At 30.2% G+C, this 25,795-nt stretch carries 24 protein-coding genes and 2 pseudogenes; 3 read left to right on the plus strand and 23 right to left on the minus strand.

Annotated elements, in window-relative coordinates:
- Window positions 1–2: 2 nt before the first annotated feature.
- From CLSA_RS16990 to CLSA_RS22240, 23 genes and pseudogenes are all read right to left on the minus strand, one after another.
- Complete coding sequence (locus tag CLSA_RS16990) at window positions 3–2,516, minus strand: pyocin knob domain-containing protein (RefSeq protein ID WP_022747856.1); 2,514 nt, start codon at window positions 2,514–2,516, stop codon at window positions 3–5.
- Window positions 2,517–3,614 carry a baseplate J/gp47 family protein gene (locus CLSA_RS16995; RefSeq protein WP_022747861.1) on the minus strand — a complete coding sequence of 366 codons (1,098 nt, stop codon included), beginning with the start codon at window positions 3,612–3,614 and terminating at the stop codon, window positions 2,517–2,519.
- A 4-nt stretch (window positions 3,615–3,618) separates the two neighbouring features.
- Window positions 3,619–4,056 carry a DUF2634 domain-containing protein gene (locus CLSA_RS17000; RefSeq protein ID WP_022747865.1) on the minus strand — a complete coding sequence of 146 codons (438 nt, stop codon included), beginning with the start codon at window positions 4,054–4,056 and terminating at the stop codon, window positions 3,619–3,621.
- Window positions 4,049–4,387, minus strand: a complete 339-nt coding sequence (locus CLSA_RS17005; protein WP_022747870.1) for a hypothetical protein — start codon at window positions 4,385–4,387, stop codon at window positions 4,049–4,051. The genes CLSA_RS17000 and CLSA_RS17005 overlap by 8 nt, the downstream gene beginning before the upstream one ends.
- On the minus strand, window positions 4,377–5,405 hold the full coding sequence (locus CLSA_RS17010) for an XkdQ/YqbQ family protein (RefSeq protein ID WP_022747875.1): 1,029 nt from the start codon (window positions 5,403–5,405) through the stop codon (window positions 4,377–4,379). Before CLSA_RS17010 ends, CLSA_RS17005 begins: the two co-directional genes overlap by 11 nt.
- A gap of 4 nt (window positions 5,406–5,409) precedes the next feature.
- On the minus strand, window positions 5,410–6,096 hold the full coding sequence (locus tag CLSA_RS17015; RefSeq protein ID WP_022747880.1) for an SH3 domain-containing protein: 687 nt from the start codon (window positions 6,094–6,096) through the stop codon (window positions 5,410–5,412).
- Window positions 6,097–6,171: 75 nt separating this feature from the next.
- Window positions 6,172–9,885 carry a phage tail tape measure protein gene (locus CLSA_RS17020; protein ID WP_022747884.1) on the minus strand — a complete coding sequence of 1,238 codons (3,714 nt, stop codon included), beginning with the start codon at window positions 9,883–9,885 and terminating at the stop codon, window positions 6,172–6,174.
- Between the two features lie 186 nt (window positions 9,886–10,071).
- Entirely contained in the window at window positions 10,072–10,512 is a 441-nt protein-coding gene (locus CLSA_RS17025) for a phage tail assembly chaperone (RefSeq protein ID WP_022747890.1), read from the minus strand.
- A gap of 289 nt (window positions 10,513–10,801) precedes the next feature.
- A complete protein-coding gene (locus tag CLSA_RS17030; RefSeq protein ID WP_022747893.1) occupies window positions 10,802–11,218 on the minus strand; it encodes a phage tail tube protein in 417 nt (138 codons plus the stop codon).
- A 19-nt stretch (window positions 11,219–11,237) separates the two neighbouring features.
- A complete protein-coding gene (locus CLSA_RS17035; protein ID WP_022747896.1) occupies window positions 11,238–12,662 on the minus strand; it encodes a phage tail sheath subtilisin-like domain-containing protein in 1,425 nt (474 codons plus the stop codon).
- Window positions 12,662–13,183 carry a YqzN/YkzM domain-containing protein gene (locus CLSA_RS23295; RefSeq protein WP_022747899.1) on the minus strand — a complete coding sequence of 174 codons (522 nt, stop codon included), beginning with the start codon at window positions 13,181–13,183 and terminating at the stop codon, window positions 12,662–12,664. The genes CLSA_RS17035 and CLSA_RS23295 overlap by 1 nt, the downstream gene beginning before the upstream one ends.
- A gap of 1 nt (window position 13,184) precedes the next feature.
- Complete coding sequence (locus CLSA_RS17045) at window positions 13,185–14,015, minus strand: hypothetical protein (RefSeq protein ID WP_022747902.1); 831 nt, start codon at window positions 14,013–14,015, stop codon at window positions 13,185–13,187.
- Between the two features lie 14 nt (window positions 14,016–14,029).
- On the minus strand, window positions 14,030–14,416 hold the full coding sequence (locus tag CLSA_RS17050; RefSeq protein WP_022747905.1) for a hypothetical protein: 387 nt from the start codon (window positions 14,414–14,416) through the stop codon (window positions 14,030–14,032).
- Window positions 14,413–14,739 (minus strand): hypothetical protein, encoded by a 327-nt coding sequence (locus tag CLSA_RS17055; RefSeq protein ID WP_022747909.1) that lies wholly within the window; start codon window positions 14,737–14,739, stop codon window positions 14,413–14,415. Before CLSA_RS17055 ends, CLSA_RS17050 begins: the two co-directional genes overlap by 4 nt.
- Window positions 14,740–14,825: 86 nt before the next feature.
- Window positions 14,826–15,875, minus strand: coding sequence for a major capsid protein (locus CLSA_RS17060; protein ID WP_022747914.1), 1,050 nt, complete (start codon window positions 15,873–15,875; stop codon window positions 14,826–14,828).
- Between the two features lie 101 nt (window positions 15,876–15,976).
- On the minus strand, window positions 15,977–16,381 hold the full coding sequence (locus CLSA_RS17065; RefSeq protein ID WP_022747919.1) for a hypothetical protein: 405 nt from the start codon (window positions 16,379–16,381) through the stop codon (window positions 15,977–15,979).
- A gap of 15 nt (window positions 16,382–16,396) precedes the next feature.
- The gene (locus tag CLSA_RS17070; protein ID WP_022747923.1) at window positions 16,397–17,008 is read right to left on the minus strand and encodes a phage scaffolding protein; all 612 of its coding nucleotides are present in this window, start codon (window positions 17,006–17,008) and stop codon (window positions 16,397–16,399) included.
- A 218-nt stretch (window positions 17,009–17,226) separates the two neighbouring features.
- A complete protein-coding gene (locus CLSA_RS17075; RefSeq protein ID WP_022747927.1) occupies window positions 17,227–18,870 on the minus strand; it encodes a phage portal protein in 1,644 nt (547 codons plus the stop codon).
- Window positions 18,870–19,781 carry a PBSX family phage terminase large subunit gene (locus tag CLSA_RS17080; RefSeq protein WP_335618181.1) on the minus strand — a complete coding sequence of 304 codons (912 nt, stop codon included), beginning with the start codon at window positions 19,779–19,781 and terminating at the stop codon, window positions 18,870–18,872. Before CLSA_RS17080 ends, CLSA_RS17075 begins: the two co-directional genes overlap by 1 nt.
- Before the next feature lie 136 nt (window positions 19,782–19,917).
- Window positions 19,918–20,607, minus strand: a complete 690-nt coding sequence (locus tag CLSA_RS22235) for a GIY-YIG nuclease family protein (protein WP_022747935.1) — start codon at window positions 20,605–20,607, stop codon at window positions 19,918–19,920.
- A gap of 125 nt (window positions 20,608–20,732) precedes the next feature.
- Window positions 20,733–21,239: pseudogene (locus tag CLSA_RS17090) on the minus strand (terminase large subunit domain-containing protein); the annotation flags it as partial.
- Window positions 21,232–22,179 (minus strand): terminase small subunit, encoded by a 948-nt coding sequence (locus tag CLSA_RS17095; protein ID WP_022747942.1) that lies wholly within the window; start codon window positions 22,177–22,179, stop codon window positions 21,232–21,234. The pseudogene CLSA_RS17090 and the gene CLSA_RS17095, both read right to left, overlap by 8 nt.
- Window positions 22,180–22,424: 245 nt before the next feature.
- Window positions 22,425–23,060, minus strand: a complete 636-nt coding sequence (locus tag CLSA_RS22240; protein WP_022747946.1) for a hypothetical protein — start codon at window positions 23,058–23,060, stop codon at window positions 22,425–22,427.
- A 740-nt stretch (window positions 23,061–23,800) separates the two neighbouring features.
- Between CLSA_RS22240 and CLSA_RS17105 the strand changes: the two are divergent.
- The 3 genes and pseudogenes from CLSA_RS17105 to CLSA_RS17115 all read left to right on the plus strand — a co-directional run.
- Window positions 23,801–23,986 (plus strand): annotated as a pseudogene (locus CLSA_RS17105) (IS1595 family transposase); the annotation flags it as partial.
- Between the two features lie 102 nt (window positions 23,987–24,088).
- A complete protein-coding gene (locus tag CLSA_RS17110) occupies window positions 24,089–24,451 on the plus strand; it encodes a hypothetical protein (protein WP_041716315.1) in 363 nt (120 codons plus the stop codon).
- A 71-nt stretch (window positions 24,452–24,522) separates the two neighbouring features.
- Window positions 24,523–25,602 (plus strand): tetratricopeptide repeat protein, encoded by a 1,080-nt coding sequence (locus CLSA_RS17115; protein WP_022747959.1) that lies wholly within the window; start codon window positions 24,523–24,525, stop codon window positions 25,600–25,602.
- Window positions 25,603–25,795 lie beyond the last annotated feature (193 nt).

Here is a 25,795-nt window from a genome sequence, read left to right on the forward strand (position 1 = left end):
TACTATACCCCCTTTACATCATTCCATGTCAGTTGTTTTTTTAAATTTGCACAATTTACTTTACTGCCTGCAGGTAATGTTGTTATTAAAGGCTGTTTATTATAAAAAACTATATTCGTATTAATTATTGGTGTAAAAATTAATGTATCCCAATCTTGGACAGTTTTATAATAAAGTTCAACTGTTGTAATACTTGTTGTGTTTTGCGTAATTACAGCTATAAAATTATTTTCAGATACCACTTCACTATCAGAAATTTTCAAATCTATTCCTGGCGTAGTCCCTAATGAACTTTGTTGTTTTACTCTAAAATAAAGTTTACCTTTTATTTGAGTATAATTACCAGATCCTGCACTTGTTATTTCTACTACCGCATTGCCATCTACATATTGGCTAGTAATTGATATAGCTGCTATTTTGGTAAATAAACCTGCTGTTCCTCCACCATTGGTAGAAACTGAATAGAATTTTAATGATTGAGCAACATCAACAATTCCATCTCCATCTTTATCATAAGTAGATTTAAACATATCTCCATAGCCTGCTTTAGATATCTGGTCTTTTGTTGCATATTTAGCATCGGACTCAGATTCAGTATAATATCTATCATCATGTGTATGACCATTAGCACTAGCTCCAAGATCTGATGGTGTAGGTTTATTATTAGATGTATATATTGTATCCCAATTATCCCATACATTAGACCTTAAATTTCTTTTATATAGATAAGTTGGTGCATTATTTGTACTCCCAGATCCATAACCGCATAAATATTGTACTGACCAAGAATCTTCATGTGATATTACAATTATGTAATACCATCCATTTGTTGGTGCATTACTCATATTACAACCTTTATAAAATCCTGTTTTTTGTAGTGTATTTAAATTACATCCTCCTACATCTTTTGCAGGACCTCCTAATCCAAATCCACTAGGAGCAAAATCATTTGGCGATTTGCCTTGTAATTTATCCGCATCTAATCCGCTTCCTGCACCGTCATTTCCCGCATGCCATACAGTATTTCTATTAACTTTCATACCATTATTATCGGGAACTTTAAAATTAAAAATATCATTTCCATCATTTGTGATTGTGAATGTCATCTCAGTAGCTTCTCCACCATTGAGATTTTCTAAAGTTATTGTTGCAGTATCGCCGCTACCTCCAAAAGAATTATTTGGAAAAGATATCCCCCCATTACTTCCAGGCATTATTATCAATCTGCCATTCATGGTATCTCCTGCTTTATTTACTGGTGTATAACCCAAATTATCTTGTTTGCGATTCCATTTATCTCTTTCTACTTGTGTTATATGCCTTACTGTATCACTAATATGTGTATAAGCAGAATTCCAAGCATCTAATAGAGATTGCGAGATTGCATCTATAATACTTTTATTAGAATGAACATGCTTCTTACTATTCATATCATCATGATCTATTTTATCTTGTTTAGACATTTTTCCATCAACATCCTTAGTTGCTAATGGAATAGAATTAGCTGAAATGGGAATCCAACTTGTTCCACTATATCTATAAGTTATATCTGTATCTTTAACATTTACTGTCCATCCATCGTCTGGGGTTGAATAAGTTTTAGCTATATCTGAATAAGTGGCTACAGATTCCTTCCAGTCCATATTACTAACAACTTGATTAATTTTATTATCAACTTCATTTCTACTGTATTTATCATCCCAATTAGGTTTATTAACATTAATTGTGTTTGTTATACTGCTTTCAGCTGCTTTAGCACGAGTAATTTCTAAATTAAGATTATTAGTTATAGTATTTTCTGCATTTGAAGCTCTATTTACTTCATTAGCTAAATTAGTGCTTAAAGTCCCCTCTACACTCTTAGCTCTATTAATCTCATTATTTAAATTATTGTTAGTAGCATTTAAACTATCAGTTAAATCTTTCTCTGCACCCTTTGCTCTAGAAATTTCTGCATTAAGATTATTGGTTATACTATTCTCAGCCCCATTAGCTCTACTAACTTCATTATTTAAATTATTAGTTATAATCTGCTCCGAATTTTTTGCTCTATTAGATTCATTTGTAAGATTATCACTTATAATCTTTTCAACATTTTTTGCTCTTTCTACTTCATTATTCAAATTATCAGTTAAAACTTTTTCAGCATTTTTAGCTCGATCGATTTCATTATTAAGATTATTTTGAGTATCTAAAATTGCATCCTGAACTTTATTAATGTCTTCTGCTTCAACTGTATCTCCATTAGTTTCATAACTTATATAAAGTTTATCTATCTTGCTAAAAATCTTAATTACGTTTTTCCAAGGTGTTAAACTTGGCGTTGAAATAATATATGTTTGTACTCTATCCCCTGTAAGTTTTGGCCCTGTATAAACATTTAATGTTTTTAAATTCACATTATCATGAATTAACTCTGCTTCATAAACACCATTATTCACGGTTATTTCTTCTTCTATAACGTAAGTGTTATTTTCTAATTTATTTAATTTTTCTATAAATTTACTTACCTGCATCTAAATCACCCCTAATGCAGTTTTTCCTATTACTGCAATTTCTTCATCAGCTAAACTTATATTAAAGGTAGAATTATTTATCTTAAAATCTGTATAATCTAATACACCAGTAGTATTTAATAAAATACTACCTATTTTAGCATAGCTTATAGAAGAAGCTTTAAATGCAACACTTTGTAAATATTCTACAACCGAATTAATAAATTCTGTTTGTATCATTCCTAAATTTAAGCCATTTACTATTGTTACATTTGCGGTTATATCTATTGATTTTTCTACTGCACTTACAACACTTACATTTGCACCTATCGGTCTTACTTCTTCTATATGATTAAACGTGTCTTTAACAAGTTCATCACTTGCTTTATTTTTATTGCTATCTACAATGACTACTTTTACAGTTCCAGGTCCATTTGCAAGTGGAAACACCTTAGCTGCTCCTACACCAGTTACCTCCAGTGCCCAATTTAAATAATGATACTTATTTCCGCTTGTAGCAGGTGTTTGTGATTTTTGAATTATTCTTTCTCTAAAGTCATCATCATTTTCTATATCTACACCATATTTGAATATCTTTACATTTGAAACTGATTTAACTCCATTAATTGATGTTACCAAAATTGTTATATTTCCTACAGCTACATTTCCTATTGTCCCAGCAGTCAAACATTCAGCATTTATTTCTACTGTTCCATCTGTTCCTATGGATTTAGTTTCAACTATTGAAAATCCAATAGATTCTTGTGTATCTGTAGCTGGAGTTGATACTATCTTTCCTTTTTGTATTTGAGTACCAGCTACACCCGTAAATTTTATAGTTTGTATAGTGCTAATAGCATATTTTCTTGTCAAACCATTTTCGCTACCCTTTAAATCCAAATATTCTCCTGTTGATGTTTTAGTAATTCCTAGCTTTAATATATTTTGCAGACCAATGTTTTTACTTCTTGCTATTTCTTTTGCAGCTGGAATTGTTGCATCCCAAAATAAATCTCCTTCAATTGTATTTATATTTTCTGGAGCTTGATTTAACATTCTCTTATGAATATCATAAGCCGTTTCTTTTAAAAAATCTGGAATTGTTATATCTGTACCCAATTAATCACCCCACTTTCTCATTACTTGTCAATATTTTCTGTTCTTTTTTAATAGTTGTAACTACATATGTGTAATAAACTTCACCATTTTCCCATCTGAAATCAAAATCATCTACGCTTGAAGTCATTGGATGAGTCAATAGAGCTTCTTGAGTTATTCTTTTAATCTCAAGCTCCATTGCTTTTTTGTCTATATTTTTTGAAATTGAATCCCTGCCAAATCTAGATGAATAAGCCATGTATTTATATCTGTCAGTCATCATTGCTAATTGACACCATTGTATATAGGCTTCAAAAGAATTCAAAACTTTTACTGTTCCATCTGGATTTTTTATAAACTCTCCAGTTTCTAAATTTACTGCATATGATCCTTTAAAATCTATTTTCTTATTTTCTTTTGCTGTAACAGCTTGTAAACTATTAATAGGAAATAAATTAGCCATTTTTAACCACCCTTCCTATAATTATATTGTCAGCACCAAATTGAGCTACCAATACTCTATCCCCTGCTGTTAGTTTTTTAATATTACTCGGAGTTTTAATTTCATGTAAGTGATCTCCATTAGTTTCAGTATTATAGTTATCTTCTAATTTTAAATAATCAAGAATCATATAATCTGTAAATTCATATTTAAAATTGTCTAGCTTAAGTCCATATTCTGTTAATGTTCCAAGGGTAAGTCCTGTTCCATCCATAGCTCCATTTATTATCTTTGTTGTATTACTATGCACTGTTCTAGCTATTTCATTAAATATATCACCATTACTGTTCACTATAGAATTTCCTCCTTACATCTTCCATTTTCATTACTGTCAAACTCATCTTGTTACTTGAACCAAGTGTATGAGTAATCTCAGTAATACAAAGTATCTCTCCATAAACATTGACTGTATTTCCAGCATGAAGTGTGTTTATATCATCACAGCAATTAATTGTTTTACTTGCTTCTCCATTTGAAAAAAGGCTATTTGCCTTAGTCTCTGCCTTAGAATAATCGTCAACCTTATCATCTTGAACTATTTTTTGTATTGTTCCATAAGTTTCTGTATCTTTCTTGAAAGTTCCTATTATTGGAGATAATACAAGTTCATTATTAGAACTAGAGCTATTAGAGTCACTATCATCTTTAGAGCTACTTGAATTATTATCATTTGTTTTTTCTTTTCCTAAAACTTTAACTTGTGTAACTGCTCCATCTAAACTATCCTTTTCATCTAATTCTTCCATTATGTTATCTAATTCATAAATAAAAATATTAGATCCTAATTCAAACAAATCTAAATTAACATCCATTCTAAATCTATAAAGCTTCCCATCCTTTTGAGCAGTTTCTTTCAAATCCTTTTTCATCATGCTATAAAGAGATTCTTTTCTTTTATCTTTTGATAGTTTAATCTCTGTATCTTCAAAATACCCTATTGGTATTCCCCAATCATTAGCAATAATCGTTGCTCTCTCTGCAGCAGTTTGTCCCTCTGTCCATAAATATTCATCTTCTGATTCTTCAATATAAACTGTTCGTTCCTTGCCTGTTATGGATATCTTTTTTGACTTCTTATTTTTGCTTATATCCCATATAACGCCACTAAATATCTGAGCATAGTTTCCACTTCCAAATTCATAATCAAAAAGTTCAATAGAATCACCTTTAGCTATTCCTATGGATTTTAGATCATCTGTTTCTATAATAGCAATATCCATAGTATACGCTATTGCATCTAAGGCATCCTTTAAAGTTACAGATTCACTTAAAAGCTGTATTTTATACTTATTTTTCAAAATCAAATCCATAAAATCACACCTTCGTTACATAATCCAAACAAACATAGCCGCCATGGTCCCCCCAATAGGTATCAGCCCAATTTCCATATTGTCTGTAAATTTCAAGATTGGTTCCATTTGAAACACTTCCCAATATATCATAAGATGTTCCTGGCCCTTCCCTTACATTTAAAGAGCTCGCCGTAACTTTAACATTATCACCATCTTTATATTCATCCTGACTATTATCTGTTCTATTATTTTCAAGCCCTCCTGAATCTTCACTAGACGCATTAATTATCGTTTCAATCTTCAATTCCTTATAAGTTCTTAAAGTGATGCTGAAGTATATATCTCCATCTTCTCCTGCTTTTATTTCAGGTGTAAATTTGCTTATATTTACTAATTCGTTTATATTAAATTCTGTAATTATCAATCTCACATGTGTATCTGAATCCATCCAAGATTCTATTACTCCTACATAATCATGAGGAGCCATAATATATACATATCTGCAATACGAATCATATTGTAATGGAAAAAACGAATTGAAACTTATTTCCCTTATCTTACTTCCTTTTTCTGAAATATCAACTTCACCAAATTCAACAGTATCAGTTGTTGAGAACTTTTTTTCCTTTGGATTAGAAATACTATCTAAGGGGTTAACCGGAAATTGTAAAGTATATCTTTTAGACTCATCTATTAAATAAATGTCCAATCACTCAGCTCCTTTCTAATTTTTGAATACAAAAAAACACTTAGTTTTTCTAAGTGCTGATTTTTATTATATGACTTATTTCTTAATATTTGTCAGAGCTTCTTTTAATTTGTACCCAACAACTTGAACTACTTCCTTTATCATGGTATTGCTATCTTGGTTTCCATCAACATTTACTTGAATATCTCCAATACTTATTCCGCCTGCTCCAGCTACTTGAATTTGCTGATTAGATTTAATTACTTGATATTGCATTGTATTAGATTTATTTGGCATCTTTTGACTAATTTGTCTAGCCACTTCTGCTTTCATATTCTGTACAGACTGCATATGATTTAATATTTTAGTACCTCTTGACATGTAAGTTAATGGATTACCGTTGTATCCACCTAAAATTGGTACAGATTTTCTATCAGAAAGTTCCCATCCTCTTTCATCTACAGTTGAAAATCCTTCTGGTGAAAAATTGGTACCACTAGCCTGCTCACCAACACCTTTCTTCGCATCATCACCACCTGATTCAAATATCCTTTTCCCAACATTAATTATAGTGCTCCAAGGATTCTCTGTTAGTTTTAATAAATCATTATATAATTTACTTAAATCACCCTCCACAGTATTTATATTACTGTTTATCTGAATATCTTCATTATTAGGAATATTATTAGCTGCATCTGTCGTTTGACTTAGGCTAGACGTAGTCTCATCAGCATTGCTATTAATATGAACATCAGCATTAGGTGGAAGATCATCTATTGAACCTTTATATTCTTGCATACTTACTATTTGACCTGACGCATTAGATGTTATCTGGATTGGTGTATTGTTTATATTGATTATTCCTGTTACTGCTTCCCCAGCAGCACCTTGGACACCTTGCAATTGACCAATTACATTTCCATTAAAATCGATTATTTGATTATTAGCATTTAATGAACTTGCTGCTAAAGAACTGAATGAACCTTGTATCTTAATCATCTCCATCTCATTAGCCTCCCCAAGTTCCTTGGCTTTTTTCTTCAATTCATCAGTATATCCACCAGCCCATTTCACAGATCTACTCCAAGCTCCATTAATTTCACCAGTATCCTTATCTACTGTTGCATAAATATCCTCCATTTTATTACTCGAAGTATTTTTAATTTCATACCATCCTTCATGGGTAATTTGATTTAAATTTTCAAAGTGTCCTTTTAAATAATCTATTCCTTCTTGTGCTGATTTATCGTTACCTGAGAGTTGTGCACCAGTTTTTTCATTAAACATACCTTCTGCTTTTGGATATGCAGCATATAATGTTTTTAAATCTGATTTCCATGCAGCCTCTGCTTGTTTTAAGGCTTCATCTCTTGCTGTTTTGTTTTCATTTATTGCATTTTGTAGATTCGTCTTATCTGCATCGGTTAAATTCTTATCGTTATCTAAATGATATTGAGTTGTTGCAATGGTTTTATCATATTTAGCCTTTGTTTCATCTATAGAATCTTGGTGTTCTTTTCCCCTTTCTTTTAATAATTCAGCCGCACCATCAATTCCAGTTACCCTTTCAGCTTTACTTGCAAATTTACTCTTTGAGTAAGCTAGTTCACCTGCATTTTCTGCATTAGCATATTCAAGTTTAATTTCTTGCAATTGAGCCGCTTTATCTTTAAGTTGTTGTATATCATCATCCAATAATTTTCCGTGGTCTTTAATTGCATTGTCTCCTATTTTATATATTTCATCTCTTATTTCAAGTTCTTTATTTACTCCATCTCCAAAAAACTTATCCATATAATCTAAAGTACCTTGTTCTGCTGCACTTGTTACACCATCTAAACTAAATGTTTTTGAAAGCTCACTTTTAACCTCAGATTGTTTTGCTTTTATAGCATTAATCCCTTCATATGCCATATCATTTACCCAGTTCTTCAATTGATTGTTTTCTTTAGCATCAAATTTATCATCTGTTGTTAATCTGTTTATATTCATTTCTAGTTTTAATAAACTTTTAGATGCATCGCTAGCTGCTTTTTTAAAATTGTCTGAAATTCCCTCTCCAAAATCATCATATATAAGTCCTAAATCAACCATTTCTTTTTTTGATTTATATATGTCTCCATTTAGAAAATTCATAATTTTTTCAAGAGGACCTAATTTATCTGTTGTTGTTGCAAGACCCTTATTCATTAAATCATTATTAGCTGATACCAACAATAGTCCGCCTGCTATTGTACCTATTGCAATTCCAACTGGACCAAGTGATGCTGCTAGCACTTCCCCTGCAGCCCCTGCTTCCTCAAGACCCCCAGCTACTTCAGCAGTTTCTGCTGCTACACCTGCTCCTTTAAAAATATTTATTAAACTTTTTACACCATTAAATGCACTCTTAACCTTTTCAATGCCGCTAAATATCTTGATTCCAGCTTCTAAAGATAATAAAGCTCCTCCTAATTCTTTAATTGCTCCTATATTATTACTTATGTAATCTACAAAGCCAACTATCTTATCAGTAATAACTGGAACTTTTTCAATAAACCAATCCACAAATTGCTTTGCATATGGAGCTAATCTTTCTCCTAGTGTAACACTCATAGTTGTCGCTACTGCCTTTAATCTGTTCCATTGTCCTGATAAATTATCCATTTTAGTATCAGCCATTTTTTGAGTCTCACCATTTGCATTCCTTACTTTTTTGCTTAATTCCTCAAAACTGTCTCCACCTTCATTTAATAATGCAATTACACCATTTACATTATCAGTTCCAAATACAGTAGATAATATATTAAATCTCTGTTGATTTGTAAGATCTTTCAACGAACTATTTAAATTTTCTACAATTCCGCTTAATGGCTTCATCTTACCTTCCGCATCATAAGCACTTATTCCATGCTCTTTCATTAATTGTGATGCTTCTTTTGTAGGACTTGAAAGTTTTCCAATTGTTCTGCTTAATAATTTTGCAGCTTCTGCGCCCTTTATATTTTGACCACTTAGTAGTGCTGCTGCCACTGCTGTATCTTCAAAACTTATTCCTAATGATGAACTTGTTGGTGCAAGCACTTTCATCGTTTCTCCCAATTCATTAAGATCAGAGTTAGTTTCATTTGCTGATGCTGTTAACATATCTGCAACATGTGCTGAATCACTTCCATTTAAATTAAACGCTGTAAGTGTACTTCCTGCCATTTCCGCTGCTTTTGATAAATCCATTTCTCCTGCAGTTGCCAAATTCAATACTCCTGGCAATGCTGATATTGTTTCCTTAGCACTTAATCCTGATTCTCCTAACGCTTTTTCAGCTTCCGCTATATTTATAGCACTCCATCCACTAGAACTACCTAATTTCTTTGCTGTTGCATCTAAGTCTTTCATTTCACTATCCGTTGTTTTTGTTGTTGCTTTAATTTTAGACATAGTCTTTTCATATTCTGAATAGTTTTTTATTGATGATTCAACACCCGAAGTAGCAAACGATAAAACTTTTTGCCCTCCTGCTTTTATTAATCCATCAATCTTTTCTTGTATTTTATCTAAAGTTCCACTTGCTTCATCTTTAGCTTTTACATTTGCATTTACATTAGCTGATGAGTTTTTTAGTTTATCTATCTTTTCTTGAACTTCATTTAATTTACTTGATATTTGATCATTTAACTTAACAGTTGGACTAGCATTGATTTTACTTAAAGCCTCCAGCTTTCTCCTAGTTTGCTCTGCCATTGCCTCTATAGCTTTCAACTTATTTTTAGTTTTATTATCTCCACTTATGCTAACATCAACATGAACCTTATCTACCTGTTTTGCGGCCATAATTCTCACCTCCTAACACCATTTATTTTCTCTCATATGCTTTATTTTTCTCTTCGACTTCATACCTAGAAAAGGCAAGAATTAATTTTCTTGCCATATCATTTCTTTCCACTCCATAAAAAGAGTCGGGGGTTATATTATGCATCGTAAATAAGTTATACAATGCTGTAATTGTTCCTCCCCGACTTATGAGTTTTTTATATCTTCTGCTTCCTCTAATTCATCATTGAATCCACTTAATTCTAATACTTTATTTACTAAGTTTGATATTTCTCCAGCTAATAAAGTTTTTCTTATATATTGTTTTCCATCGCTTACTTTTATTGAATCAAGCAATTGTTGATTGTTCCAATCAAAATTAGTAGTACCTGCCACTATTATTCCTGCATCAAATTCAGCATTGTTTACTTTTTCTACCCATTCACCTTTGACTTTTTTACGTGGTCCCATACATTCTTTTCTTATTTGAGATATTTCTCTTTCTGTTAATCCCTTAAGTTCAACTGGAATTCCTAATCTTTCAATAAGTACAGTAACTTTAGGCACTTGATGAGTTCCCATTAGTTTACTTAATATATCCTTTTCCTTCATATCTAAAATCTTTTCATCATTAACTTTCTTTTCCATGTGTAAATTCCTCCTAAAATTTCATATTAGACACAATCAAAAAAATAACAATTCCATCTCATAGGAGCTTTGGACTTGTTATTTATTTTCATGTGCCTTAATTATTATGTTTATAAAAAATAGCAAGTCCACATTTTTATAATTGACTTGCTATCTTCTTTCTTCAAAACTTATATCTGCTTAGGCCATAAAACTAAGTTATATAAATTTTATTATCATCTTGCTAATTAAATTATAATTTTATTTAACATCTGTTAATTTATAATCTTTCTTTTTATTTGAATATGCCTTATTCAGCTTCTATTGGATCTACTAATTCGTAATCATCATAAGTAAAAGGAGTTTCTTGTTCAATTAAATCTCCACCTTTAAAGTTAACTAAGCTTATTTTATCTGCCATACACCCAATTAATCTTATTCTTTCATAACCGTATGCTTCTGGATCTTCCAAACTTGTTAAAACTTCAAATTTCTTAAATCCTTGTTGAATCATTTTCGAAGTTATATGATATCCTTTTATACTTCCAGATCCCTTTGTTGCTCCTCTTTTATATTTTGTTCTAGTACTCCCACATGTAACTACATCCTTTTTGTCCATTTCTTCTGTTGCTGTACATTCATTTACATTGCTTTGCCATTCTCCATCAATATACACCTTTCCAAATGAACCATTACAAATTCTGCTTGCATCTAATACTTCTGCCATTTATATCACCTTACCCTTCTTATTTTGTAACATTTCCAGTACCATAAATTCTTTTTATAACATCAACATACTTAGCACTCCACTTCCAGAAAAATTCATCTGATTGTGCATTTGCTTGTAGTTCTTTATCAATTTCAACAGTAAAATCTGAATCAATAACTCCTGCTTTATAAAGTGTTTCAAAATATTGCTTTAAAGCACATAGTATTAATGTTCTTCCAGTATCATTATTGCTAGTTTTACCTACAAACTCTTTTCTTTTAAGAGATGTATCACCATCAACTGCATTCATAAATTTGACTGCACGGATTGATCCAAATACCTCTCCCTTTTCATCAGTATAATTTTTATATGTGTTAACATCATCTACTACAATTACATCATCAGCATCTTTTGCTAATACTAATGTTCCAGAGGATAATGCATTTTCAATATCTGCTTTAGAAAGTCTTGGACTTACATCATCAAAAATAGTAATTGCATTACAAATACTATCTTTCAATCCCTTTCCTGTTGCTAGTGCTGCAATATATACTGCAATTTCTGCTTGATTATACATATCACCTTCATAAGAAGCCTTACAGAATACATTGACTATATCTTCATGATTAAATTCTTTAGATTTAGAATTAGCTTGCTCTATCGAATCATCCTTTCCACCGCCAACAAATGCAATTATATTATTTCCTTCCTCTTTGTTCTTAATAATCCAATACTTTACGCTGGCCTGAAGTCCTTCATCTGTAACTCCATCTAATACAAATCCATCCATGCCATAACCTTCAAAAGTACTCATTGCATCTAAATAGTGTTCATTAGTTATTGCACTAGTTCCATCATTTCCACCAGTTAATTCTGCATTAACCACATTTGCTAATATTCCTGTACCTCCTGAAACTTTACTAGCAACTATATAATCATTTTCACTATTTTTATTAATAGCATTTACTATTTCATCAATAGTTCCACTTAATGCACTTATAGAAAATATTTGTTTAGTTCCTTCAAATAATAAGAAATCTTTCTTTGATTCATTTGCAATATTAGTTCTAATAGTTACATTAAATAATCTAGTAGTTGGATATTTACTTTCTAGCTTTATCACATCAGCTGGAACTACTTCACTATTTTTAAGAGTTAAAGTAGAAGTTTTTTCTGATCCATCCACAAGTCGATATAATAAAAGTTCCTTTGGCTGCCCAAGTAATGCTAATCTTCCTAATTTATAAGCTGTAAAGTTTATGTCACTTCCAAAATTATTTATTAATTCCTTCTCCTTATTAATAGTTGTAACTGTTTTAACTGGTCCCCAATTAGCTTTAATTGGCATTGCTAAAACACCATGAATTCCTGTTCCTATTCTTTCATCTGCATTATTCTTAAATCTGTTATACCAACCTGGTATTGTTGGTCTGTTGTTTTCATTCCAACTTCCTGTAGCCATTATTTAACCCTCTTTTCTAAAAATTTTTTAATTATATCTTTGAATTCAGTTTTTGTCATTTCTTTCTTTTCACAATTAAATAAAGCACCTGCAGCTACTTCTTTTCTATAGCCAAGTGCTTTACAATTTTCTATTAAATCTTGTACTAAATATTCCTCTTCCTTTTCTTTAATTTCTTCATTTTTTTGTTCTATCTGGGTATTGTCTCTCTTTATAGCTGTCTCTCCTGCATTATCTTCTTGTTTAATAGAAGTTCTTTCATCATTTTCTTGCTTTTTTGAAGCATCTTGTATATTTTCTTTCTCATCTGATGAATCTTTTACTACAGTAGTATCATCATTCTCAACATGAGTTTCTTCTACAGCTTTGTCTTGTTTTACCGAAGTTTGTTCTGTTGCTTTTTCTTCAGCATTACCGCCTTTATCTTCCAAGTTCTCGTCTTGAAGTTTATGATTTTGTGTTTCCACTGATGTATCAACTAAACCAATATCTTCTTGCATTTTTTCTTTATTATCTTCCATGCTAATCCTCCTTTAATATTCCTCTACCTTTTATTTTATTAATAGTAGAATTTTCATTAATCTTTATAGATTTTCTTCTAAACAACTTAACTATCAGTTGTCCTTTTGATAGCATATCTGCTTCTCTATCTTCACTTATACTTTCTATTGTAAGATAACGCTTATCCTTTAAATCTAAAGGTATTTTTAAGTCAGTAATAAATTTATTTTCTATATCATCTAGCAATTTATTAATTTCGTTTTTGTTATTACTTGCAATATGACATATAAGAGTTTTACTTTCTTTTATTAAAGAATTATTCTCTCTTTCCTTACTTTGATTCTTTACCCTCCATAAAATTGAAGGAACATTTAAATTTTTCTTCCAATTATTTAGATACACAGTATTATTTGTAATTCCTTTAGTATAATCCCTTAAGGCATCTAACCACGGATCTGTATTAATTTCATCTTCTTCATGTAATGCTATAACTGTAAATTTTACTCCCCTAGAAATAATGTTCCAATTTTCATCAACAACATCTTTTCCTATTGCCCCATCATAAATGCAAGTAAATGTTTCATTGGTCTTTACATCACTTATAACCTGCATATCTAATGCTTTAATTACTTTTTCAGTTAATGAATCAAGATTCTTAAATGTAGTTCTATTCTCATAAACCCATATTTCTATAGTTCTTTTAAATCCAACTACACTTCCATTATCTTCATCAGAGCCTTGTACAATTACTGCATATGGTTTAATTGTATCTTTAGTAGCTACATTAGGTTCATAGCAATTATTAAACTCCAATACTTTGTCTATTAAATACTGCCTAATTCCTGCTCTCATATGGTTATCACTCCTTAATCAATTCTCTCAAGGTCACATAAATACCCACATATAATATCTTGAACCACCTGAGGATATACTGCTTTAATCTCAAACTTATCTCCATTACTTATAAATTTGATCTTTTCAAAAGGGGTAACATCTAAATCTGAATCCTTATCTGCTAACATTTTATATCGTGCACTAGAATAAGAAGTTCCTTGATTTCCTGTATTTATATTAATCGAACCGCTATTGTCCTCAATATAAACTATAGCTTTAATAGTTCTTTGATTTGTTTCCTCCTCAAAAGCTCCATCTACTTCCTTTTTAATTTTTTGAACAAATGTTATTTCTGTTGGATTTAATGAAATAACTTTATCAATAGTTTTTATCAGCTTCCTAGGACTTAACTTACTCATATTTCGTCAGCTCTTTTCATAGATGTGTTATAACTTTGGTTAGCTAAATTTAATTTACGTTGCTCCTTTAAGTAATCAGCTTTATATATAGCTGCTAAGTTGTTCCAATAGTCTTTATTACTTGATTTAACTTCTATTGATCCGACCTTCACTATATCGTCGCTAACTGCTTTTAATAAACAGCCTCTCCATGATGCTTTTAAAACATTATTTTCATTTGTTATAAGCAAGTTATTTAAATCTACATCATCAAAATAAGGATATTCTTTTTCTTGTAAATTTAACATTAGTTGTCCTATGGGTGTTAATGTATTAATCTCCATCTCTAACACCTCATGGTCTTTAAATCAAATAAATCTTTTGCAATTTTTTCTTTTATAGCTTGTGTCATTAAAATCATCCCCTCAATTTAATACACAGTTGCAAAAAATACTTCATCTGCTCTTTCAAAACTTGGTATAACAATTTGAGAAACCTTTGTATCCACTGTAATTGGATCTTCTTTTACCATTGTTGTAACTGCAATAGCATCTTGAACAATAGTTGTATCAAGTTTACCGCTGCCATAAACTTTATCATATTCTTCAGGAGTAGTTCCATAAACTGTGTACCCTAAGGTAGTTCCACTCATAAGAGTTATCTTTCCGTCTGTATAATAAGGTTGTTGTGAAACACCTTCCTCTGGAATAAATGTTGTATTTTCTAAAAATACAATGCTTATTCCAAGTCTCTCCTTACAAAAAGCAATATAATCTTGCTCTGATAATATTAAATTAGCTGCATTAACAGTTGCACGTAAATGAGATGTAATGGCATCATTAATCATAAATGTATTATTAAAAGTTTCTTCTGTTAACAACATTGTAGTTGGCTTAACATAATTATCATCAGTTATTGCTTTTTGAAAATTTTGAATATCCTTTACTATATCTGCACTTGGATTATTCCATTTATCTGTTCCACTTAATTCTTTTTTATGATTCTTAGGTACACCATAATCAACAACAATATCACCATCATTTGTAGTAATATTTATTATTCCATTTTGAATTAATGAAGCTCTCATTCTCTTTGTTTGAACATTAGCACCTTCAATTAATCCTGCATAATTTTCAAATAACTGAGTTGTAAGAGCTTTAACTAGATTCTCATTATTTGCATTAGCTGCATTTATTATTTCTCTTCTTGCTGTTTCATTGATTCCAACGCCCTCTTTAAAAAATGGCATTTCTTTCTTTTCAACATCTATTGAAACATTTAACGCTCTAATCTTAGTTGCAACATCAAAGGTTGACATTTTTAATGCCACTGCCTTCTTCTTTGCTCCTTTTGCAAATTCTAATTCTGTTCCTAATTGTCTTTTGACTGGAAATAGTGCTTTATCAACTGTTTCTTCAACTGGCAGTTCTTTAATGTATAAAGCTATATTACTTGAATTTATAAAATCTTTAATATCCATAATATAAAAATCCTCCTTAAATAATTTATTTTTAAACCTTAACTAAAGGCACATAAAAAATAACAAACAATTATGCTTATCTATTATTTATTTTCATGTGCCTAAATAAATATTATTTGCTTTAATGCTGCTTTTTCTACATCCTTACCACCAGTCACTGTATCATCTGAAAACTTGACTTCCTCTTCATATAAAGCACCATGTACAAATAAAGATACAACTTCTGTTGCATTACCTGCTATTCCATCTTGTGACATAGATCCTTTAAAACTAACATCCTCATATACAACTCCATAAGCATCTGTAACTGCTGGTGTTCCTGTTTTAGTTGTTACTGCCTTTCCATCCTTTGTAAGTAATGTTCCAGCTTTTAATACTTCATTTGAATCTAATAAAGCTGCTACATCTAATTTCTTAACCTTAATTGGTAATGCAATAAAATGGTCTCCCGCTATAGCTCTAAGTTTTCCTTTAGCACAGCATATTGTATAATCTAATTGTCTCATCTTTTTCCCTCCTTATTATTTGGTAAAAGCCTCAATTCCTCTTGTATTCATTGCAGCCTTTTCCTTTCCTAATTCTGTTGCAAAATTCTTTTTTTCTCTGCTGGTAAACTCTGTTCCACCAGTACTAAAGGAACTTGTCCCGTTGATTTCTTTTTCAAATAGATAATCACGTTCCTTCTTAATACATTCCATTTGTTCCTTAAGCCCTTCAATGGTTTCCCCATTAAATTTAAGATTTTCTTTGTTCAATAGAGTCATAATTAAAGTTTTGTCTTTAACATTAAAGGTATCTATTCCTTTTTCCAAAGCATTATTAAAAGCAACATCCTTTAGCTGCTTATCATATACTTCCTTTTGCATTTTGTTTGCATCCTGAAGTTCAGTAATCTTACTTCTTAATCCATCAACATCTTTATATTGATCTTTTAAATCTAAAATTTCTTTTTCTTTTTCAATCATCTGAATTTTGTAAGCTTTAGCATCTTCATTTACTTTATCAAAACGCTTTTTAGGAATATAAGCTCCACTTGAAATATCTTCATAATCCCTATTTTCATATTCCTTTTGCTTCTCTTGTGGAAGATGTTTAAATACTTCTTCCCCTATAATATCCTTTAATTTTGCCACTACTTTATTTCCTCCTTCTCTATTTTTCGCTGATTAAATCACATTAAAAGATTAACAAATCAATAAACCAACCTATTTTCTTTCATGTGATTAACGTGGTGCGACCACGAATAGAGTTCTTAGAATTGTTCTTTTACGTCTGCATTTCTAAGAAAAAAAGACATAAGACACATAAAAATAAAAAGCCTTATATTTTAAGACTTTCTGCATTACCCTATCTAATTATCTTTAATATTTTTATTGTTTGAAATGTTCTCTTTACTTGAGTCATTATTCTTTTTTATATTTTCTGAATTAATTGAGTCATTATCATCATTAGAAGTAACTTCCTTATTTTTTGAACTGCCAATATGCTCTAAGTTGGTTTTTAAATTTTCATAATCATTATTATTCTGATTAGCAGCATTTTCTGCATCATATATTTGAACCTTTTCTTCTAAGATTTCATTCCATTCTTCCTTTGCATCTTCTGCATCACAATAGTCTTTGATATATGATTGATGCGATCTCACCCCACTATTAACTTCTGATATTGCAAGAGTTTTCTTTTCATCAGTATCACTTGGTAATGGATAATTGTGTTCAAATAAAGTTGTATATCTCAATTTATTCCATGATTTATCATAGATTTGCGGATAACAAGTTACCCCAACTTCTTTTATAAATTCAAATAATCCAATAAATGCTGGTGTCCAATCATTCCACTTATCTTCGCATCTTGCAATTAAATCATTGTATAAGTATCCAATAGCTTTAGCACTTGCAATACTATTTAAATCGGATATCTTTGGCATATCCATAGTGAAATTCATGTCTGCTTCTGCTCTATCTAAATAAGCTTCAACAGCTGTGTTATTTCCCATGTTATATTCCAATCGTTGAATTTGAGCCTGCTTTCCTGATTCCAATAATTCATCTCTAGTTTTTACTGCATGTAATGCACCTGGAGCAACAACAAATTTATTAACATCATCCTCGTCACCATCAATAACAGCTTCTGATCCATACATTTGAAATCTAATAGCATCTCTGACATCTGAAATTGTTTTATTATATTGAGTTTGAATATCTATTAATTCATCAAGATCTGATTCACCAAAAGAATCATTTAACTCACCACTATTCTTAATAAGCCAACACGGAATAGTCGAAAAACCTGTATCAATTTCTATTGTTAGATTTTCTTGCAATTCTGTATTTTTGTAAGTTTCTTTTTTATACCATGCTTGGCGCTCTTTAATATTTTCATCAAACTTATAATAATAGGTATGGATATAATAATTTTTTTCTGAATCACATTCCTCAAATACATTTTCTTCATCTTCTTCAAAGAATACAACTTTTAGAAGCTTCCCATTTTTTTCTTTATAATAAAAATTCTCTATTGATTCATATTTTATAACCAATGGAGAATTAGGGTTTGCTTCAACTCTAAGTAATACTCTCTTTTTTATTGTAGCTTCTAAAAATGCTTTTTTAGTTGATTGCCAAAAAGAATTATACTCTAATACATCTTCAATAAATCTTCTAAGGTCCTCACACTTTTCTTTATCATGTTTATTATCACATTTTAACTTAAGAGTTGGCTTAACTCCAAACATCCATCTAGCTTGTTTCTTTAAAAGAGGCTTAACCTTATTTCTTATATCTTGAGTAGGCTTGTAATCACAATTATCATTAATCTCCCAATTTTGACCTAAAAGTGCTTTATCCTCATAAACTTTATCTATAGGAACTATACATCTACCCTTGTAAAATATATAATCTTTTCTCACTAGTTCTCTTTCATACTTTTCAATATCAGGCAGATTAAGCAATACTTCTCTTATACCTTTATTTTCATTATTGTAGTTTAAATACATTAAAATATTTGCCCTCCTTTTCTATAAGCATCATTGACTTTCAATCTATTAACACCTTTTCCTTTTTCATAAACAGAATCATCATAGTTAGATTCAACATCATATCTTAAAATTGTATAAACAAAGTATCTCATAGCATCCATGCAGTGATCCTTCTCCTTTAATACCTCTTCAACTCCATAATCTAACTTCTTTGGATCCCAAATGTATGAACTGAACTCCTTTAAAGTTTCCTTACATATATCATTAACATAAAATATTCCAAGATTTAAAGCACTCGCAACTGTTCTTATTCCATCCAGTACATTATTCTTAGCTTTCAAAACATTTTTAAATCCATCATCTCTTAATTGAGTTATAAAACTTGCAGCACTTGGGTCAACTATTATTTTTATTGGAATAATATTTCCCAGGAAATTCTTTAGTTCCTTAGAATATTCAACATCTGATTTTTGTATACTTGCATTTCTGCCACTATAATAAAACTCCTTTACTATATACCATTTTCCTTCATACAATCCCCATAGTAAAAACACAGTAGCATTCTGTGTCCCATAATCTATGCTGACATAATACTTTTCATATCTTCTATTAATGGTATCTACCTTATGAATATCTTCATTAAACATATCATAAATAACACCTTCTGCAAGACACCATAACCCTGAAACATATCTCTTATAAAACATGCCTGAATACATCTTCTTATATCTATCCTTAACTTTATTACTAAGAGAGAAGTTATCATCCATAGTAAAATGTAAATGCACAGCATTTTTTTCTTCTAATTTATCAATATATTCAACTTTAAACCAATGATAAGGACCATCTGGATTACAGTTAACTTTTATACCCTCGGTTTCCCGATATTTATTAGGGGAATAGACTATCTCTTCAACTATATTATGTATAGTTGCACGGTACTTCCCTCATAGGAATTTCGCCTATGAAGTACGGATTTCATAACCATATATTAATACTTAGGTCGTATATCCTAGTCGTTACACTCTCTAAAAAGTTTCCTTTCTAGTTCAGCACGGTATTGACTTAACTAACAAATTTCCAATCATTAATAGCTATTTTAGTTACTGGATGTTTTCCCGCACACTTTCTTTTATTATTTATGCATTCGCTTATTTTACATCCACCATTTATTCCTACATACTCGGCAGCTTCTTTTAATGTATTGAATGTTTTATCTAAAATATCAGAATGTACCTTTTTGCATTGGTAAGCATTAGCACCCGATTTTTTAAGTTTGGATTCTTCGGAAAATTCAACTCCTATTTGCCTTTTCTTGGCTTTCTCACTCATTAATTTTCTATATTCTTTACTACTCCAAACTCTTTTTGAAGCTTCTCTAAGTTTTTTCTTAGTTTCTTCTTTATTTAAGGATTTTTTATTAGATTCTGATATTTTATTTCTGACCTCTTCATTCATTGTTATGCCTTTGCCACCTTCTGAAATATTGTAACCATATTTTCTATTAGTGGCCTTGTAAGTAGCTATATAATATCTTTCTTTTTCATTAATTATAGATGAATCGCATTCTTCTATCACTTCAAATTTAAATACTTGTTTTCCATATTTATTATATGAACTTTGTAAATGTTCGTTTACGTGTCTGTTAGCTTTTAATTCTTGCTTATGCTTTTTCCATCTATATTCTATATTATTTGATTGGCCTATATAAATTTTTCTGTTTATAGTATTTGTTATTTTGTATATCGCTTCCATTTTACCTCTTTCTTATTAATAAAAGGAATCTTGTTAGTCTTAGTTTTCCACCGTTAGCACATATATTATATTATATGCACACCTCATATTTATGAGTCCACCGTGTTACGTGGCTATTTGGTTAACCACATTTTAGCACCTTCTACTGAACATCTAGCAGTAGCTTGATTTACAAATGATTGTGGCATTAAAGCAACTTCATCAAATAAAACACCCGCAAGAGTTATTCCTTGAATCAAATCTTGTGAACTTTCATCTCTACCACTGAATAGATAAAAGTCATTAGCTTTACCATTTCTTGAAATTGTCAAATAATTTTCACTTGATGATCTGAAATCTTTACACTTATATCCCCTGCTCTTAAGCATTTTCTTTAGTGGTTTTACAACATTTCTTCTTAGTGATCCTATAGTCTTACCACATAAAGCAAAATTTTCTCCTTCAAAGTTTTCATTTGCCCACATAATAAAAGATAACGACATTACAACAGTTTTCCCTGCCCTTATGGAACCATCTGCAATTAATATATCCTTATCCTTAACTGGAGATAACTCATTCCACCATGTAAGAACCTTAATTTGTTTATCTGAAAAAGGTTTAAATTTAAAAGCTGCTGCTTTTTTTCTAGTCATCTTTCCATACCTCTACAGCCTTAGCCCTCAATGCCTCTAGAAAACCATCATCCTCAATTTCTTCATCTTCATCACCATTTAACTTGTTTATTTCAGCTATCAACTTATCATTTTGAAGCTTTTTAGTTTCAGATTCCAGCTGTAACTTAATTTCATCTTCAAGCAAATTACAATGCTTAACAAGGAAATCCAAGGCTTTCATCTTATCATAAAGTTTAAATTTAATTCCGCTTGTACTTTCAGATACTTCACTAATTAATGTTCCATCTAATTTGCTACTATCTTGAAGTTTCATATAACCACACTTTTTAGTCATTAGTGCACCATCTTCATCATACTTTGATTTCCCATCTTTATCGCAAAGTGGCACTTCCTTTTCTCCAAACTCAACATATTCGGTTATATCTGCAAAAGCAATATCAATGTATTTCTGTAAAACTCCACGCTTCAATACTTCTTTATTGATTTGCATATCAGTTAAAGAATCTATAAATTCCTTTACTTTATCATTCTTAAGAAGTCTGCATCCACATACCATAGCAGTTTTATATGAACAATGATAAACCTTCTGATAAGCTTTAGTTGCATTAAAGCATTTGCTATATAAAATGCAAAAAAGCCTCTGCCTATTTGTCAAATCTTCATTAGCTGCAATATCCTTAGCTTCATCCTTAACTTCATTTTCTATAATGCTTGCAGTTTTATTTTGAATGAAAACTTCAGTTTCGCTTTGTATACTATTTTCAGTTGTAATTTGCATAATATTTTCAGTTGTGCTTCGTACTGGTTTCTCTACTTCATCATCCCAGCCATAACTTTTTCGCCATCTCTTTAATGTACTTTCAGATATATCTAAACTCTTTGATATCTCTATTAATTGCTTACCTCCTTTATATAATTGATATGCAATTGTTACTTTTTTATTTGGTGCCCTAGCCATATTTCATAGTCACCTCACCTACTTACCTTCACAATTCAAAAATTCCATACTTTCTTCATACAAGAAAGTGGCTGCACCACGCTCTCTCTTAATCATCTTCCCATATGACATCTCCATCTTAGCCATTGATATAACTGGCTTTCAAAATCCAAAAATTTTATACTTTCTTAGACATGAACAAAGGACTCTGCATAATTACAGAATCCTCTAATTGAAGGTGCATTTATTTAATTATTTTTGTAATATTATGTTAAAGGAATTACAACACTTCCACCTCTAACAAAAGTTACAGTAATGCTTGTACTATCTTTATTTCCAACATATATAATACATATTTTACTTTTAGAATTTGGTAAAACTTCTTCGTAACCATCTGAATAGTTTGGTAATGTTCTACTATAATGTTCCAAATTATAATTGTTATTATCTTTTACATTAAATCCGTCATACATTACTACACCTTTATATTTTTCATTATGAAAGTCTATATTCTCACATTCTAAAAATAGTTCAATTGCCAACTGATTATTTTCATCGACCTTTTTATCCCACTTATTAAACTCTTCGGTTTTTACAGCTTTTTCAATTGTAAATTTATAATTACCATTCGGAGTATTAACAGAAACTGGTTCTCCAAGTTTTATTTCTTTATTTTGTGTATTAGAACTAGACTCTGTATCTTTTTGTTTGTTTTGAGTAGATTGAGTTGATGTCGTTTCTTTATTTGCGTTTGACATTTTAAGTATAATATCATGTTGATATTTGATGTATAATCCTTCAGATAATATTATTGCTAGTATTAAAATTCTAGAAATTATAGTCAATATTTTCTTATAATTTTGAATTAATTCCTTTAATTTCAATAGTTTATTTTCTTTCATTTATAATCACTCCTCGATAATAATTATACTATCACTTGGATAATAACTCCAATAAATGAATTTAGATTACAAGAAAATCTGCTTTTCAGACTATGTGTTTCTACTACTTTCAAACGTTATCCTCAGATTTAACTACATTATAATTTTCTAAAGAACAAAACAAAGTGGCTGCACCACACCCACTCGTCATAATACATTCTCCCATTTTATACCGTTGAACACATTGATATGAGTAAGTTTCAAAATCGAAATTTTTTTATATTTTTCTAGATATAAAAAAGAACTTTAATAATCTTAAAGTTCCTAACTCATCACTTAAATTTTTGTTTTTAAGAAATTATAAAACCACTAACTAATTAGTAGTTCTTAATCACAATATATTCAAATATAGGGGCGTTCTGAAGAATTTAGATTCTTCAGAACATCATTTATTCAACGCAGGGTACGAAAATCATCTTTTGTTCCCACTTACTATTATAAACCTTATAATTATTCATTTCTTACACACTTTCTATAATTTTTCTACAATTTTCCTATACTTTTTCTAATTTGTATACTCTATCTTACTATATAAGGTGCATTAAAGATTCTATATTGCATACTCAGAACTTTGCTTTGTGGAAGATATAGATAAACAATTTAATAATTAGACTTGTAATTTCAATTGTAACATATTTCCATACTAGAAATAAGGGGAAAGTATGCCTAATTTGTGGCTCTGAAACTATATCAAGAAATGAATGAATAGATTTAATGGGGCTGCAACAAAATATATCAGTAACTATATTAAGTGGTTCAAATGGCTTCAAATATTTGATACAGATAAAGAGATAGTAAAGGCTAAGAACTTTATGATTCAAAGCAATGTAACACATTCACATATCAAAGTAAAAGATTTAAAGAATAGAGAGCCAATGTATATATAACATATGTTATATTTTGTAAATTATGTTATAATAAGCATTATGCAAAACTATAATCTAATGAACAATAGTAATTTATTATGAATTAAATGGATGGTAATTATAATGAAAGAAATACCAGAATTATGGGAACTGATAGCACTTTTTGAGATGGAGCCAGTGTATGTTTACGGAGAAGAAAAAGGAATACCATGGTTTTATAGCACAATTAATTTTAAACTCAAAAGGGGAAGTGAAACTTTAGACATCACCATTTCTCCTGCTAATGGCATTATTGATATTTGGTTACTTATAGGCGATAGAAAAATAATAGAAATTAATCTTGAAAATGTAGAAGGAATGAAGATAGAAAAAATTCATAATAAAGAAATTTTACATATTCTGTTTAGCAATGATGACGTTATGGAAAAGTTCTATATAGAAACAAAACCGCAAATCTATATGTATTGCAGTAAGGCACGATTCTAATAGTAAAACGTAATAATAAATTGTTGCGTCACAAGGATTATTTATATTAGCTGTATAATGGAGATGAATTTATGAAACTACATGAAATGGTAAAAGAACTTCAAAGTGTCATGAGCCTTGATTTTGATGAGAGAGCTATATTATTTGAAAAATATAGAGATATTCTTAACTCTGAAATATCTACAAACCCATCAAATATCGAAGCCTTCTGTCTTATGGCTATGATAACTTGTGAGTTGCGGGAGGATACTGAAAAATCGATTGAAATACTAGAGCAATGCTATTTGCAAAATCAATTAAATTTTTCAGATGAAGGTTTTGCTCTATGGGCTACTGATATGGCTTATTTTCTGCTTGAAGAATATGATGAGAGTAGTGAAGAAAGAGCGGTTCAGTTGCTCTCACAAGCTATTAATCGCAATTCAAATTATGCAAATACATATTATGCTTATGGTAAAGTCTGCTTTAGAAGAAAAGACTTTGAGAAAGCATCGAAACTATTTCATAAAGCATTTGAAATTTCTGCAAAGAAATCATATAAATATTGTGAGGCAGTTAGTTTATTGGCACATTCCAATCAAAATGAGGGAATTACATTATTAAAGTCAATATATTCGTACCCATTTGAGAATGAGAAAGTTGACGTGAACACTGCTCTGACACTTGGTCGAGAATTAGCAATTAGCGGTAGTTTAGATGAAGCAAAAAAGATAGCCGAAATATTATTGAAAACGGAATACAGGGAATTTGATATAGAAATAGATGAAATGTCTGATTTTATGTATATATTAGGGGACTATAAATCCTGTGTTGAATTATATGATAAATATCAATTTTTAGAAGAAGAGAGTTGGCTTAATAAGTATTTTTATGCTTTAAAACAAACTGGTCAGGAAAGTATTGCTGAAAAAAGGTTGCAAGAAATTACAGAAAAAATAGAGAAAGACATTAATAATGAGAAAATGAATCCTACCCATTGGGAAAATTATGAGGATTACGAATATTATATCTCTTCTGAAACTAAACGATTAAATGCTATAAGGGAAGGTTATAACAAAGTTTTTATTTATTCAGATGACATATTACCAGATGTTTACTATGATATGATATATGAATGTTATTATATTAATTGTCCAAGGCATTGTCTATAGTAGAATTATTATAAATTGAATTACTTCGCATTCTTCTTATATTAAGTATTATAGGTGGACAATCCCACCTATAATTTTTTTATGCTATATTTCAACATCATATAGATATCCAATTTAAGAATTAGACTTATAATTGAAATATGTTTCCATGCTAGAAATTCCATACATTTTTGTGAAACAGGCATTGAAATTA

Source organism: Clostridium saccharobutylicum DSM 13864, from assembly GCF_000473995.1.
In the GTDB taxonomy this organism is placed as follows: domain Bacteria; phylum Bacillota; class Clostridia; order Clostridiales; family Clostridiaceae; genus Clostridium; species Clostridium saccharobutylicum.

What these genes read in the sequence shown, in the direction of transcription:
- CLSA_RS16990 (WP_022747856.1), bottom strand. Translation starts at nt 2,516, where the DNA reads ATGCAGGTAAGTAAATTTATAGAAAAATTAAATAAATTAGAAAATAAC.
- CLSA_RS17000 (WP_022747865.1), bottom strand. Translation starts at nt 4,056, where the DNA reads ATGGCTAATTTATTTCCTATTAATAGTTTACAAGCTGTTACAGCAAAA.
- CLSA_RS17010 (WP_022747875.1), bottom strand. Translation starts at nt 5,405, where the DNA reads ATGGATTTGATTTTGAAAAATAAGTATAAAATACAGCTTTTAAGTGAA.
- CLSA_RS17020 (WP_022747884.1), bottom strand. Translation starts at nt 9,885, where the DNA reads ATGGCCGCAAAACAGGTAGATAAGGTTCATGTTGATGTTAGCATAAGT.
- CLSA_RS17025 (WP_022747890.1), bottom strand. Translation starts at nt 10,512, where the DNA reads ATGGAAAAGAAAGTTAATGATGAAAAGATTTTAGATATGAAGGAAAAG.
- CLSA_RS17030 (WP_022747893.1), bottom strand. Translation starts at nt 11,218, where the DNA reads ATGGCAGAAGTATTAGATGCAAGCAGAATTTGTAATGGTTCATTTGGA.
- CLSA_RS17035 (WP_022747896.1), bottom strand. Translation starts at nt 12,662, where the DNA reads ATGGCTACAGGAAGTTGGAATGAAAACAACAGACCAACAATACCAGGT.
- CLSA_RS23295 (WP_022747899.1), bottom strand. Translation starts at nt 13,183, where the DNA reads ATGGAAGATAATAAAGAAAAAATGCAAGAAGATATTGGTTTAGTTGAT.
- CLSA_RS17045 (WP_022747902.1), bottom strand. Translation starts at nt 14,015, where the DNA reads ATGAGAGCAGGAATTAGGCAGTATTTAATAGACAAAGTATTGGAGTTT.
- CLSA_RS17050 (WP_022747905.1), bottom strand. Translation starts at nt 14,416, where the DNA reads ATGAGTAAGTTAAGTCCTAGGAAGCTGATAAAAACTATTGATAAAGTT.
- CLSA_RS17055 (WP_022747909.1), bottom strand. Translation starts at nt 14,739, where the DNA reads ATGGAGATTAATACATTAACACCCATAGGACAACTAATGTTAAATTTA.
- CLSA_RS17060 (WP_022747914.1), bottom strand. Translation starts at nt 15,875, where the DNA reads ATGGATATTAAAGATTTTATAAATTCAAGTAATATAGCTTTATACATT.
- CLSA_RS17065 (WP_022747919.1), bottom strand. Translation starts at nt 16,381, where the DNA reads ATGAGACAATTAGATTATACAATATGCTGTGCTAAAGGAAAACTTAGA.
- CLSA_RS17075 (WP_022747927.1), bottom strand. Translation starts at nt 18,870, where the DNA reads ATGTATTTAAACTACAATAATGAAAATAAAGGTATAAGAGAAGTATTG.
- CLSA_RS22235 (WP_022747935.1), bottom strand. Translation starts at nt 20,607, where the DNA reads ATGGAAGCGATATACAAAATAACAAATACTATAAACAGAAAAATTTAT.
- CLSA_RS17095 (WP_022747942.1), bottom strand. Translation starts at nt 22,179, where the DNA reads ATGGCTAGGGCACCAAATAAAAAAGTAACAATTGCATATCAATTATAT.
- CLSA_RS22240 (WP_022747946.1), bottom strand. Translation starts at nt 23,060, where the DNA reads ATGAAAGAAAATAAACTATTGAAATTAAAGGAATTAATTCAAAATTAT.
- CLSA_RS17110 (WP_041716315.1), top strand. Translation starts at nt 24,089, where the DNA reads ATGAAAGAAATACCAGAATTATGGGAACTGATAGCACTTTTTGAGATG.
- CLSA_RS17115 (WP_022747959.1), top strand. Translation starts at nt 24,523, where the DNA reads ATGAAACTACATGAAATGGTAAAAGAACTTCAAAGTGTCATGAGCCTT.